The 12268-nt window shown below is 54.7% G+C and carries 14 protein-coding genes; 4 read left to right on the top strand and 10 right to left on the bottom strand.

Features of this window, described 5'->3' with window-relative positions:
* Positions 1–11: 11 nt before the first annotated feature.
* From ribH to nrdR, 3 genes are all read right to left on the bottom strand, one after another.
* On the bottom strand, positions 12–482 hold the full coding sequence (gene ribH, locus AC4IC4_RS04610; protein WP_006176874.1) for a 6,7-dimethyl-8-ribityllumazine synthase: 471 nt from the start codon (positions 480–482) through the stop codon (positions 12–14).
* A gap of 87 nt (positions 483–569) precedes the next feature.
* Positions 570–1673, bottom strand: a complete 1104-nt coding sequence (gene ribD / locus AC4IC4_RS04605; protein ID WP_420277830.1) for a bifunctional diaminohydroxyphosphoribosylaminopyrimidine deaminase/5-amino-6-(5-phosphoribosylamino)uracil reductase RibD — start codon at positions 1671–1673, stop codon at positions 570–572.
* Between the two features lie 4 nt (positions 1674–1677).
* On the bottom strand, positions 1678–2127 hold the full coding sequence (nrdR, locus tag AC4IC4_RS04600; protein ID WP_008503337.1) for a transcriptional regulator NrdR: 450 nt from the start codon (positions 2125–2127) through the stop codon (positions 1678–1680).
* A gap of 152 nt (positions 2128–2279) precedes the next feature.
* Here nrdR and AC4IC4_RS04595 point away from each other — a divergent pair, with 152 nt between their 5' ends.
* Both AC4IC4_RS04595 and AC4IC4_RS04590 read left to right on the top strand, forming a co-directional pair.
* Positions 2280–2819 carry a SadB/YajI family lipoprotein gene (locus AC4IC4_RS04595; RefSeq protein WP_024906807.1) on the top strand — a complete coding sequence of 180 codons (540 nt, stop codon included), beginning with the start codon at positions 2280–2282 and terminating at the stop codon, positions 2817–2819.
* A 267-nt stretch (positions 2820–3086) separates the two neighbouring features.
* Complete coding sequence (locus AC4IC4_RS04590; protein ID WP_025912622.1) at positions 3087–3965, top strand: nucleoside-specific channel-forming protein Tsx; 879 nt, start codon at positions 3087–3089, stop codon at positions 3963–3965.
* Positions 3966–4053: 88 nt separating this feature from the next.
* Here the strand turns inward: AC4IC4_RS04590 and AC4IC4_RS04585 are convergent, their stop codons facing one another.
* The 7 genes from AC4IC4_RS04585 to queA form a co-directional block, all read right to left on the bottom strand.
* Positions 4054–4734 (bottom strand): helix-turn-helix transcriptional regulator, encoded by a 681-nt coding sequence (locus AC4IC4_RS04585; RefSeq protein ID WP_048992545.1) that lies wholly within the window; start codon positions 4732–4734, stop codon positions 4054–4056.
* A gap of 14 nt (positions 4735–4748) precedes the next feature.
* A complete protein-coding gene (locus AC4IC4_RS04580) occupies positions 4749–5114 on the bottom strand; it encodes a VOC family protein (RefSeq protein WP_491472234.1) in 366 nt (121 codons plus the stop codon).
* Between the two features lie 142 nt (positions 5115–5256).
* Positions 5257–6228, bottom strand: a complete 972-nt coding sequence (secF, locus tag AC4IC4_RS04575) for a protein translocase subunit SecF (RefSeq protein WP_024906803.1) — start codon at positions 6226–6228, stop codon at positions 5257–5259.
* A gap of 10 nt (positions 6229–6238) precedes the next feature.
* Positions 6239–8086, bottom strand: a complete 1848-nt coding sequence (gene secD / locus AC4IC4_RS04570; RefSeq protein WP_090418045.1) for a protein translocase subunit SecD — start codon at positions 8084–8086, stop codon at positions 6239–6241.
* A 27-nt stretch (positions 8087–8113) separates the two neighbouring features.
* A complete protein-coding gene (gene yajC, locus AC4IC4_RS04565; protein WP_003859109.1) occupies positions 8114–8446 on the bottom strand; it encodes a preprotein translocase subunit YajC in 333 nt (110 codons plus the stop codon).
* A 22-nt stretch (positions 8447–8468) separates the two neighbouring features.
* Positions 8469–9596, bottom strand: a complete 1128-nt coding sequence (tgt, locus tag AC4IC4_RS04560; protein ID WP_491472233.1) for a tRNA guanosine(34) transglycosylase Tgt — start codon at positions 9594–9596, stop codon at positions 8469–8471.
* 53 nt (positions 9597–9649) lie between these two features.
* Positions 9650–10720, bottom strand: coding sequence for a tRNA preQ1(34) S-adenosylmethionine ribosyltransferase-isomerase QueA (gene queA / locus AC4IC4_RS04555; protein ID WP_028012140.1), 1071 nt, complete (start codon positions 10718–10720; stop codon positions 9650–9652).
* A gap of 92 nt (positions 10721–10812) precedes the next feature.
* Between queA and acpH the strand changes: the two genes are divergently transcribed.
* Positions 10813–11394, top strand: a complete 582-nt coding sequence (gene acpH / locus AC4IC4_RS04550) for an ACP phosphodiesterase (protein WP_023310549.1) — start codon at positions 10813–10815, stop codon at positions 11392–11394.
* A gap of 251 nt (positions 11395–11645) precedes the next feature.
* Positions 11646–12248, top strand: a complete 603-nt coding sequence (locus tag AC4IC4_RS04545; RefSeq protein WP_008503347.1) for a peroxiredoxin — start codon at positions 11646–11648, stop codon at positions 12246–12248.
* The last annotated feature ends 20 nt before the right edge of the window (positions 12249–12268 follow it).

The following is a 12268-nucleotide window of genomic DNA, read 5'->3' as shown; positions in this document are numbered from 1 at the left end:
TTACAAAAAAATCAGGCCTTGATGGCTTTCAATACATTGATCATTTCAAGCGCGGTCAGTGCAGCTTCTGCACCTTTGTTACCGGCTTTGGTGCCAGCACGTTCGATGGCTTGTTCAATACTTTCGGTGGTCAGCACGCCGAACGCGACAGGAATTTCAGCATCCTGCGCAACGTGTGCCAGACCGTTGCTTGCACCGCCCGCAACGTATTCGAAGTGCGCAGTGCCGCCACGAATAACGGTACCCAGTGCAATCACCGCGTCATATTTACCGGTTTTCGCCAGCGCGCCCGCCGCCAGTGGCAGTTCGTAAGCGCCTGGAACCCAAACAACGGTAATGTTGTCATCTTTAACCTGGCCGATACGTTTCAGGGCGTCAATAGCACCTTCCAGCAGGCTGTCGTTGATGAAGTTGTTGAAACGCGCAATGGTGATGGCGACGCGAGCGTCCGGGGTAGCTACAGCAGCTTCAATAATGTTCATACTCTTCCTTTACGGGTTCATTTGGCCCCGCAGGGGGGCGGATTTTATCATAATACTTTGCGCACTGCTTCCCTATTTCAGGAGCAATTACGCTGTCGTTAAGTGGAGGCAGACATCCGGACCTACCGGACGAATCTCGCTAAATTTGAGTTGCGGTGCGTCGGCCAGTTTTTCAAGGCCAGGCAGCACAAACAGGCCGCGCGCATCGTGACCTAACAGTTTAGGCGCAACGTAAACAATCAGTTCATCCACCAGTCCGGCCTGTAAGAGCGCACCGGCGAGCGTTGGCCCGGCTTCGACCCAGATGCTGTTCACCTGCTGCTTGCCGAGCAGCATCATCAGCACCACCAGATCCAGATGACCGTTATGCTCCGGCACCATAATGCTGCGCACGCCTTCCGGCCATTCGCGCGTATCTTCTTTAGTGCGGGCAATCCAGGTTTCACCCGGCTGCTGGACGATGCGGTGCTCCGGCGTCACCCGGTTCTGGCTATCAATGACAATACGCAGCGGCTGACGCAGGTTCTCCTGCGGGTAAAGCGCCTGGGTATCGGCATTCAGTTCGTCCCAGCGCACGGTCATAGCCGGATCGTCAGCCAGAACGGTTTCACTGCTGGTGAGAATAGCATGGCTTTGCGCGCGCAGACGTTGCACATCGCGCCTTGCCTGTGGCGACGTGATCCACTGGCTTTCGCCGTTTGCCATCGCCGTACGACCATCCAGCGAGGCGCCCAGCTTGAGCTGAATATACGGGAACCCCGTACGCATGCGCTTCAGAAAGCCTTTATTGAGCGCTTCCGCGTCCTGCATCATCAGGCCATGGCTGACGTCAATGCCTTCCTGCTGCAGACGATACAGACCGCGTCCGGCTACCTGCGGATTCGGATCCTGCATCGATGCGACCACACGCGAAACACCTGCCGCGATCAGCGCTTCGCAGCACGGCGGCGTACGCCCGTGATGGCTGCAGGGCTCCAGCGTGACGTAGGCCGTAGCACCGCGCGCCTTCTCGCCGGCCATGCGCAGCGCATGAACCTCAGCATGCGGTTCACCGGCACGATAGTGAAACCCCTCCCCCACGATCTCGCCATCTTTGACGATAACGCACCCGACGTTCGGGTTAGGATGGGTCGTAAAACGACCGCGCTGCGCCAGCTTCATGGCTCTCGCCATGTAAATCTCATCCTGCATGAGCTTAATCCTGTAAGCGGGCGATCTCTTCGCCAAACTCTTTGATATCTTCGAAACTGCGGTAGACCGAGGCGAAGCGGATATAGGCGACCTTATCGAGCTTTTTCAGCTGCTCCATCACCAGGTTGCCGATCATTTTGCTCGGCACTTCACGCTCACCCAAACCACGAAGGTAAGATTTTATGTGGTTTAACGCCATTTCAACGTCGTCCGCACTAACGGGACGTTTTTCCAGGGCCTTCAGCATCCCGCTGCGCAGTTTCTCTTCGTTAAACGGCTCGCGCACGTCGTTGCTTTTTACCACGCGCGGCATTACCAGCTCAGCAACCTCAAAGGTCGTGAAACGCTCGTTGCACACCAGACATTGCCGACGACGGCGTACGGATGACCCTTCGCCCACAAGACGAGAGTCGATGACTTTGGTATCCACAGCGGAGCAGAATGGGCAATGCATACGGTATCCCTGTTATCCGGTTAACTGATTTTCATTTTACCCTGATCTGGCCTGACAACAAAGGAAGAGCTTTTTGAGACAATGGATCTATGTCTGACACGATGATGCTGGCTACCATTAGGACGATCCGTTATTTCAAGGAAATAAACGCAATGACAAGACGTTACCTGAAAATTTTGCTGGTGGGGAGCCTCTTCACCCTTAGCGCCTGTGCACAGCAAACCGAAGTCCGTCAGATGAAACAGAGCGTGAATACGCTCAATACGGCGATGGACAAACTGAACAAAGAAACGGTGAAGATCACCCAGCAAAACGCGCTGAATGCTAAATCCAGCAGCGGGGTTTATCTGTTACCGGGGGCGAATACGCCTGCGCGTCTCAATAGTCAGATTGGCACGCTGAAAATGTCTCTGGTGAACGTGGCGGCAAATGCAAATGGTACTCGCGCAACATTACGCATCCAGGGAGAATCCAACGATCCGTTGCCAGCCTTCAGCGGCACCGTCGAATGGGGACAGATCCAGGGCACCACGGAGAGCTACCAGGAGGTGAATGTTAACCGTCAGCTGTTCACCGCACCGGCCAGCGTGCTGGCTCCGAGCGATGTTGACATTCCACTGCAGCTTAACGGACTGACTCCGGATCAGTTAGGTTTCATCCGCATTCACGATATCCAGCCCGCCGCTCAGTAACCCCTCTTTTAGCGGAGTGAAATGTCACTCCGCTAACATTTACATTTCGTATGGATTGGCAACATAAATGATTGCCGCTACAATCCCGGCCGTTTAAAGTACGCAAACGTGAACGCAATCGATTACGCGTGTGAGAGATATGTGAAACAACACATATTTTTGTGAGCAGGGATTCCTATAATAGGCACCGCAGAAACACGAAATATTTAGAAACGCAATTCGCGCATTTTTCACTCCCGGAAGGGAATTTCAATCAGTGGCATGATTATGAAAAAAACATTACTCGCAGCTGGCGCCGTGCTGGCACTTTCTTCCTCTTTCACTGTTAACGCAGCGGAAAACGATAAACCACAATACCTCTCCGACTGGTGGCACCAGAGCGTTAACGTGGTCGGCAGCTACCACACGCGTTTCGGACCACAGATTCGTAACGATACCTACCTGGAATATGAAGCGTTCGCCAAGAAAGACTGGTTTGATTTCTATGGCTACATGGATGCACCGGTCTTCTTCGGTGGTAACTCTCAGGCTAAAGGTATCTGGAACCACGGCTCCCCTCTGTTCATGGAAATCGAACCACGCTTCTCCATCGACAAGCTGACCGGCACCGATCTGAGCTTCGGCCCGTTCAAAGAGTGGTACTTCGCGAACAACTACATTTACGACATGGGCCGCAACGAGTCCGGTCGTCAGAGCACCTGGTATATGGGTCTGGGTACGGACATCGACACTGGCCTGCCAATGAGCCTGTCTCTGAACGTCTATGCCAAATATCAGTGGCAGAACTATGGCGCTGAAAACCAGAACGAATGGGATGGCTATCGTTTCAAAGTGAAATACTTTGTGCCAATCACCCAGCTGTGGGGCGGTAACCTGAGCTACATCGGCTTCACCAACTTCGACTGGGGTTCAGATCTGGGCGATAAGAGCGGTTACGCAGAGAACGGTATTAAGCAGCGTACCAATGACTCCATAGCCTCCAGCCACATCCTGGCGCTGAACTACGATCACTGGCATTACTCTGTTGTGGCACGTTACTGGCACAACGGCGGCCAGTGGAACGACGACGCTAAACTGGTATGGATGAACGAACACGTCCGTTCTACCGGTTGGGGTGGTTACCTGGTTGTGGGTTACAACTTCTAATCAGCGCGGGTTTCGCCCGGTGGCGCTACGCTTACCGGGCCTACGACCCAAATGTAGGCCGGGTAAGGCGTAGCCGCCACCCGGCTTTTTACTGCTTAACCTTCCGCAAAAAATCTGCCAGAGACCTGTCCGCACTTTCGCTAAACCGCCTTTCCGTAGTCACAATATTGAGACACCGGTCGAGCCGGAAACAGCGATAGTCATCGCGCCGTTCACACCACGCCGCCAGCAGCCAGCGCTCCCCCCAGAAGAACAGCCCCAGCGGCTGAACCTCACGATTAGACAACTGTCCTGCTTCATCACGGTAATGCAGCGCCAGCACCTGTTGGGCGGAAATCGCCTGATGAATCCTGTCAAAGTCGCTGCGGGAGTGGCTTTGCATGCAAAAATCCGGGGCGTAGATCCGCGTCTGCTCCGCCTTTCGACGACTCTCCTCGGGCAGGATAGCCAGCACCTTTTCCTGAGCCGACTCCAGCTCGCGCGACAGCGATTCGCCTCCCCAGGTTTTGAGCAGGCGAATCGCGACGATCAGCGCCTCAGATTCCTTATTTGTCAGCATCAGTGGCGGCAGGTCAAAACCCGACATCAGCCGATATCCGCTCCCTGCCTCACCTTCCACTGGCACACCGGAAAGCGACAGGTCGCGGATATCGCGGTAGACCGTGCGCTCGGACACGCCAAGCCGGTCCGCCAGATGCGCTGCCGTTGTCAGACGCCTGCCCCGCAGGATCTGCACAATCTGAAACAAACGGTCAGCGCGTCGGGTCATATCTTATTCCGTTCTCAGGCAGGTTGATGGAGGCCGACGCGGTTACCCTCGCTGTCGGTAAACAATGCGATAGTGCCAATGCCATGCGGCAGTTCCAGCGGGCCAAACACGCACTCGCCGCCCGCAGAGGCGATGCGATCGAGCGTGGCCGCCAGATTATCAGTATGCAGGTAAATAATAGCGCCCTGCAAAGACGGTGTAACGCCGTCAAATTTTGCCAGCGCCCCGCCGGTACCCGGATCCTCATGCGGGAAAACGGCCAGCTCAGCGCAGTCCATATTCTCGCGACGCAGCGCGAGCTGCATCACTGGCTCATAAAATTTGATAGCGCGATCCATATCCGTGACCGGAATTTCAAACCAGTTAATTACGCTTTTCATACATCCTCCTGACTCTTGTTTGGGTTCGAAAAGAGTCTACGACAGGGCTCCTGACAGCATACTGTCAGGAGTGTTTGTCAGGAGCAGATAAAAAAAATCCCGGTCAACAGACCGGGATTTCGATAACGCGCTAAACGTCGCTTTACGGCAGAATGGACGGCTGATCCGCCCCTTCTTTCTCAACTTTCTGCTGGAGCAGGTGCTCGCGCTTCATGCCGAGTTTCAGAGCCAGTGCAGACGCAACGTAGATAGACGATGCAGTACCGATGGTGACACCAATCAGCATGGTCAGCGAGAAGCCTTCCAGTACCGGACCACCGAAGAGGAACAGCATCAGGATCACCATCAATGTGGTACCAGATGTGATCAAGGTACGGTGCAGCGTCTGGGTCAACGACACGTTAAAGATTTCGTACGGCGTACCGCGACGGATCTTACGGAAGTTTTCACGGATACGGTCAGATACCACGATACTGTCATTCAGTGAGTAACCGATAACGGACATCAGGGATGCCACAATCGTCAGGTCAATCTCAATGTGGAACAGCGACAGTATGCCCATGGTGATCACCACGTCGTGCGCCAGGGCGATAACCACACCGGCCGCCAGTCGCCACTCAAAGCGGAAACCGACGTATACCAGGATGGAGATCAGCGCCACCAGCAGCGCCATCGCACCGGTCTGGGCCAGGTCAGCACCCACGCTTGGGCCGACGAACTCAATACGCTTAACCGCCGCGTTCTGGCTGGTTGTTTCGTTAATCACGCTAACAACCTTACTGCCCAGCTCCTGGCTGCCGTTAGCATCGTGCACCGGCGGCATACGCACCATGATGTCGCGGCTGCTGCCGAAGTTCTGCAGCAGCGGCTCTTCAAAGCCCGCTTTCTGCAGAGACAGGCGCATCTGGTCCATATCGACCGGTTTTTCCAGGGAGATCTCGATAACCGTACCACCGGTGAAATCGAGACCCCAGTTAAAGCCTTTCACGCCCATAATGACGATGGACAGAATCAGCAGGAAACCTGAAATGCCGAAGGCCCAGTAGTCCCAGCGCATAAAGTCCCAGACTTTACGGCCGTGGTTCAATTGTTCAACAGTATATTCCTGTGCCACAACGCACTCCTCAGATAGACAGCTTTTTGACGCGCTTGCCGCCGTACAGCAGGTTCACGATGGCACGGGTGCCGACAATAGCGGTAAACATTGACGTTGCGACACCGATACCGGTTGTAATCGCAAAGCCTTTGATCGCGCCAGTACCCACTGCATACAGGATAAGAACCTTAATCAGTGTTGTTACGTTCGCATCGAAGATGGAGCTGAACGCCCCTTTATAGCCTTCGTCAATCGCCTGCTGAATAGAGCGGCCGTTGCTCAACTCTTCTTTGATACGTTCGTTAATCAGTACGTTGGCGTCGACCGCCACCGCAAGGGTCAGGACGATACCCGCAATACCCGGCATGGTCAGCGTCGCCCCCGGCAGCAGGGACATAATGCCGATGATCAGCACCAGGTTGGCGATCAGCGCGGAGGTCGCAATCAGACCAAACTTCTTATAGAAGAAGATCATGAAGAGGATAGAGACCACCAGACCGGCCAGACACGCTTCCAGGCCCTGCTGGATGTTTTGCATCCCCAGAGTTGGACCAATGGTACGCTCTTCAACAATCTGAATTGGCGCAATCAGCGCACCGGCACGCAGCAGCAGGGAGAGCTGACGCGCTTCGTTCGGGTTGCTAATACCGGTAATACGGAAGCTGTTACCCAGACGAGACTGGATGTTGGCGATGTTAATCACCTCTTCCTCTTTCACCAGCACCGCACGACCATTTGCATCTTTCTTACCGCTGTCTTTGTACTCCACGAATAGGGTCGCCATCGGTTTACCGATGTTGTCCTTGGTGAAGTTAGACATGATGTTACCACCCGCGCTATCGAGCGAGATGTTAACCTGCGGCTGGTTGTATTCGTCCTGGCTCGACGTGGAGTCGGTGATGTGATCACCGGTCAGAATCACGCGTTTGTACAGCACAACTGGCTGACCTTCGCGAGTCTGTTTCACTTCGGAGTCACCCGGAATACGCCCTGCGGCTGCAGCGGACTGATCGACGTTAGAGTTCACCAGACGGAATTCCAGGGTTGCGGTCGCACCCAGAATCTCTTTCGCACGCGCAGTGTCCTGGATACCCGGCAGTTCAACCACGATACGGTCAGCACCCTGACGCTGTACCAGCGGCTCAGCCACGCCCAGTTGGTTTACACGGTTACGCAGAATGTTGATGTTCTGCTGAACGGCATATTCACGCGCTTCTTTCAGACGCGCATCGGTCATCACCGCGCGCAGCTGGTTACTGCCCTGAGAGGTGATTACCAGGTCACGGTGACGTTGGGTCAGGTAATCTACAGCCTGATCGCGCGCCGCACTGTCGCGGAACGTGATGCTCATGCCGTAGTTATCTTCTTTACGCACGGTGGTGTAAGCGATGCCTTTTTCACGCAGATCGCTGCGCAGGCTGTCGATATTCTGTTCCTGCAGCTTGCCGAGCGCGGTATCCATATCCACTTCCATCAGGAAGTGAACGCCGCCACGCAGGTCAAGACCGAGTTTCATTGGCTCTGCTTTCATCGCAGCCAGCCAACGCGGGGTTGCAGGGGCAAGGTTAAGCGCCACGACGTATTTGTCACCCAGCACGCCCATCAGCGCTTCGCGAGCGCGGAGCTGCGTGTCGGTGGTGTCGAAGCGAGCAAGAATTGCACCCTCTTCCAGAGCCACAGACTTAGCGGTAATTTTTTCTTCTTGTAACGTTTTCTGGACCTGGATCAGCGTTTGCTCACTGGCGGCGACACCGCGCGCGCCAGTGATTTGAACAGCCGGATCCTCACCATACAGGTTGGGAAGCGCGTACAGCAGGCCGACGAGAATCACGACGACCAGCATGATGTACTTCCACAAAGGATAACGGTTTAACACGGCAGTTCCCTTTGGGAAAAGTTGGGATTACAGCGCCTTCATGGTGCCTTTCGGCAGAACGGCAGCTACGAAGTCACGTTTGATGACCACTTCAGTGGTGTCGTTCAGGGCGATAGCAATGTAGCCGTTTTCAGCCACTTTGGTTACGCGACCGACCAGACCACCGTTAGTCAGTACTTCATCGCCTTTCGCAATGGAGTTCATCAGGTTTTTGTGCTCTTTGGTGCGCTTCTGCTGTGGACGCAGGATCATGAAGTAGAAGATCAGACCGAACACAACCAGCATCAGAATCAGAGACATCGGGCTGCCCTGCGCTGGAGCACCTGTTGCCGCTACCGCATCAGAAATAAAAAAGCTCATTCAAATTCCCTCATTATTAAAATTAATCAACGTTCAACGGTGGAACATCCCGCCCCTGACGTTGGTAGAAATCGGTCACGAAGCTCTCTAATTTACCCTCTTCGATAGCCTTACGTAAACCAGCCATTAAGCGCTGATAATAACGAAGATTATGAATGGTATTGAGACGCGCGCCCAAAATCTCGTTACAACGATCGAGATGATGCAGATACGCGCGAGAATAATTGCGACAGGTATAGCAATCGCACTCGGAATCGAGCGGGCTGGTGTCACTCTTATGCTTCGCGTTACGGATTTTCACCACGCCATCGGTAACGAACAAGTGGCCGTTACGCGCGTTGCGGGTTGGCATGACGCAGTCAAACATATCAATGCCGCGGCGTACGCCTTCAACCAGATCTTCTGGTTTACCCACGCCCATCAGGTATCGTGGTTTATCCGCCGGGATTTGCGGGCAGACATGTTCCAGAATACGGTGCATGTCTTCCTTCGGCTCACCCACAGCCAAACCGCCGACAGCGTAGCCATCAAAACCTATCTCTACCAGACCTTTAACAGAGATATCGCGTAAATCTTCGTAAACGCTGCCCTGGATAATGCCGAACAGCGCATTTTTGTTCTGCAGAGAGTCAAAACGCTCACGGCTACGCTTCGCCCAGCGCAGGGACATCTCCATAGAGCGTTTTGCGTAGTCCCAGTCCGCCGGGTACGGCGTACATTCGTCGAAGATCATCACAATGTCAGAGCCGAGATCGTACTGAATCTCCATCGACTTTTCGGGATCGAGGAAAATCGGATCGCCGTTGATCGGGTTACGGAAGTGTACACCCTGCTCGGTGATCTTGCGGATATCGCCCAGGCTGAAGACCTGGAAGCCACCGGAATCGGTCAGGATGGGGCCTTTCCACTGCATGAAATCGTGCAGATCGCCGTGGAGTTTCATGATCTCCTGACCCGGACGCAGCCACAGGTGGAAGGTGTTGCCGAGGATAATCTGTGCGCCAGTGGCTTCTACTTCTTCCGGCGTCATCCCTTTTACGGTGCCGTACGTGCCCACAGGCATAAACGCGGGGGTTTCCACCACGCCGCGATCAAACACCAGGCGACCGCGACGCGCGCGACCGTCGGTGGTATCGAGTTCAAATTTCATTTTTTCTCCGACGTCAGAAAAACAGTCCAACGTTGTAAAACGGTGCCGCGGACTTATTCCCCGACACGCTCATTCAAAGCCAGCGGATTGTACGTGATAAACATCGCGTCCCCGTAGCTAAAAAAGCGATATTTTTGTTCTACCGCAGACTTGTAGGCATTCATCGTATGCTGGTAGCCCGCGAACGCGGAGACCAGCATAATCAGCGTCGATTCAGGCAGATGGAAGTTGGTTACCAGCGCGTCAATCACTTTGTACTGATAGCCCGGGTAGATAAAGATCTGCGTATCGCCAAAGAACGGCTCGATAAGACCGTTTTTCGCCGCCTGCGCGGCGCTCTCCAGCGAGCGCACAGACGTCGTCCCGACCGCCACGACGCGACTACCGCGCGCTTTCGCCGCCAGCACCGCGTCCACTACGTCCTGAGGCACTTCAGCATACTCAGAGTGCATGATGTGGTCTTCAATGCTGTCCACGCGCACCGGCTGGAAGGTCCCCGCGCCGACGTGCAGCGTCACGAACGCCATCTCCACGCCCTTCGCACGCAGTTTCTCGAGAAGCGGCTCATCAAAATGCAGGCCTGCGGTCGGCGCAGCGACGGCACCTGGCTTCTGGCTGTAGACGGTCTGGTACAGCTCGCGATCGGCCTCTTCGTCCGGACGCTCAATATAGGGCGGCAGCGGCATGTGGCCGATGGCGTTCAGGATATCGAGCACCGTGCGCTCGTCGTCAAACGCCACCTCGAACAGCGCGTCGTGGCGCGCGGTCATGGTCGCCTTGATGCTCTCATCATCGCCCAGCAGCAGCTCCGCGCCCGGCTTCGGCGCCTTAGAAGCGCGAATATGTGCCAGAATACGTTTATCATCGAGCATACGTTCGACCAGCACTTCAATCTTACCGCCGCTGGCTTTACGGCCAAACAGGCGCGCCGGGATCACGCGGGTATTGTTAAAAACCAGCAGATCGCCAGGGTTGAGCTTGTCGAGCAAATCGGTGAAAGTACCGTGCGTCAGCTCGCCCGTTGGCCCATCCAGTGACAGTAAGCGACAGCTGCTGCGCTCAGGCATGGGATAGTGAGCAATCAGGGATTCAGGTAGTTCAAAGGAGAAATCGGCGACGCGCATGACGTATACTCGTGACTTAAAAACAGGCGGCATAGTCTAGTGCTCACACCCTTTTGCTGCAACAACTAGCCGCCCCCGGACAAATAAAACGCATGAATTTTCTCGCTCACCTGCATCTCGCGCACCTTGCTGACAGCTCCCTCTCGGGCAATTTGCTGGCCGATTTCGTACGCGGTAATCCCGCAGAGGACTACTCCCCTGAGGTTGTCGACGGGATTTTTATGCACCGCCGCATCGACGTGCTGACGGATAAGCTGCCGGAAGTGACGGAAGCCAAAGCCTGGTTCCGCCCTGAAACGCGCCGCGTTGCCCCGATCACACTCGACGTGATGTGGGATCACTTCCTGTCGCGCCACTGGGAACAGCTGTCACCGGAGATGCCGCTGCCGGCGTTTGTGCGCTATGCCCACCAGCAGGTCTCGATTATTCTGCCCGACTCGCCGCCGCGCTTTGTGAATCTGAATAACTATCTGTGGTCGGAACGCTGGCTGGAGCGCTATCGCGAGATGGACTTTATCCAGAACGTGTTGAACGGGATGGCCAGCCGTCGCCCGCGCCTGGATGCGCTGCGGGATTCCTGGTATGACCTGGATGAACATTACGATGCGCTGGAGGCCCGATTCTGGCAATTCTATCCGCGCATGATGGCGCAGGCGAAAAACAAACAACTTTGAATACACGTCATCCTTCAAGCTGCCTCTGCGTTGGCTACGTCTGCTCACCCCGGTCACTTACTTAAGTAAGCTCCCGGGGATTCCCAGCCTTGCCGCCTTGATGCAACTTGAATGATTTTGTGTATAAAAATGACATTGATAGGTAAAAGCTGGCGGAACGATTGTCACCACCTCTTTGTCTTATCCATGAACACTCTCTATACTGGCTCGCGTTGCGTTCCAAATAACCTTAGTATCTACAGGAGAATCATATGGTTCTGGTAACTCGTCCGGCTCCGGATTTTACAGCTGCAGCAGTTCTGGGCAACGGTGAAATCGTTGAAAACTTCAACTTCAAACAGCACACCAACGGTAAAGCGACCGTTCTGTTCTTCTGGCCAATGGACTTCACTTTCGTTTGCCCGTCTGAGCTGATCGCATTCGACAAACGTTATGAAGAATTCCAGAAGCGTGGCGTGGAAGTTGTTGGCGTCTCCTTCGACTCTGAATTTGTACACAACGCATGGCGTAACACCCCTGTCGACAAAGGCGGCATCGGTGCGGTGAAATACGCAATGGTTGCGGACATCAAACGCGAAATCCAGCAGGCTTACGGTATCGAACATCCGGACGCTGGCGTTGCGCTGCGCGGTTCCTTCCTGATCGACGCAAACGGCATCGTTCGTCACCAGGTTGTGAACGATCTGCCGCTGGGTCGTAACATCGACGAAATGCTGCGCATGGTTGACGCGCTGCAGTTCCACGAAGAGCACGGCGAAGTGTGCCCGGCTCAGTGGGAAAAAGGTAAAGAAGGTATGGCTGCTTCCCCAGACGGCGTGGCTAAATACCTGTCTGAGAACGTATCCAGCCTGTAATCGGCACGGTTTACGAAAAA

It is taken from the genome of Enterobacter sp. Taxon_2 (genome assembly GCF_058355295.1).
Note: the sequence above shows the minus strand (reverse complement) of the source record. Positions and strands in the feature narration are given on the sequence as shown.

Coding starts and splice junctions, on each gene's coding strand:
- tgt (WP_491472233.1), bottom strand. CDS start 9,596: ATGAAATTTGAACTCGATACCACCGACGGTCGCGCGCGTCGCGGTCGC.
- acpH (WP_023310549.1), top strand. CDS start 10,813: ATGAATTTTCTCGCTCACCTGCATCTCGCGCACCTTGCTGACAGCTCC.
- AC4IC4_RS04545 (WP_008503347.1), top strand. CDS start 11,646: ATGGTTCTGGTAACTCGTCCGGCTCCGGATTTTACAGCTGCAGCAGTT.
- yajC (WP_003859109.1), bottom strand. CDS start 8,446: ATGAGCTTTTTTATTTCTGATGCGGTAGCGGCAACAGGTGCTCCAGCG.
- AC4IC4_RS04595 (WP_024906807.1), top strand. CDS start 2,280: ATGACAAGACGTTACCTGAAAATTTTGCTGGTGGGGAGCCTCTTCACC.
- nrdR (WP_008503337.1), bottom strand. CDS start 2,127: ATGCATTGCCCATTCTGCTCCGCTGTGGATACCAAAGTCATCGACTCT.
- ribD (WP_420277830.1), bottom strand. CDS start 1,673: ATGCAGGATGAGATTTACATGGCGAGAGCCATGAAGCTGGCGCAGCGC.
- ribH (WP_006176874.1), bottom strand. CDS start 482: ATGAACATTATTGAAGCTGCTGTAGCTACCCCGGACGCTCGCGTCGCC.
- AC4IC4_RS04585 (WP_048992545.1), bottom strand. CDS start 4,734: ATGACCCGACGCGCTGACCGTTTGTTTCAGATTGTGCAGATCCTGCGG.
- AC4IC4_RS04580 (WP_491472234.1), bottom strand. CDS start 5,114: ATGAAAAGCGTAATTAACTGGTTTGAAATTCCGGTCACGGATATGGAT.
- AC4IC4_RS04590 (WP_025912622.1), top strand. CDS start 3,087: ATGAAAAAAACATTACTCGCAGCTGGCGCCGTGCTGGCACTTTCTTCC.
- queA (WP_028012140.1), bottom strand. CDS start 10,720: ATGCGCGTCGCCGATTTCTCCTTTGAACTACCTGAATCCCTGATTGCT.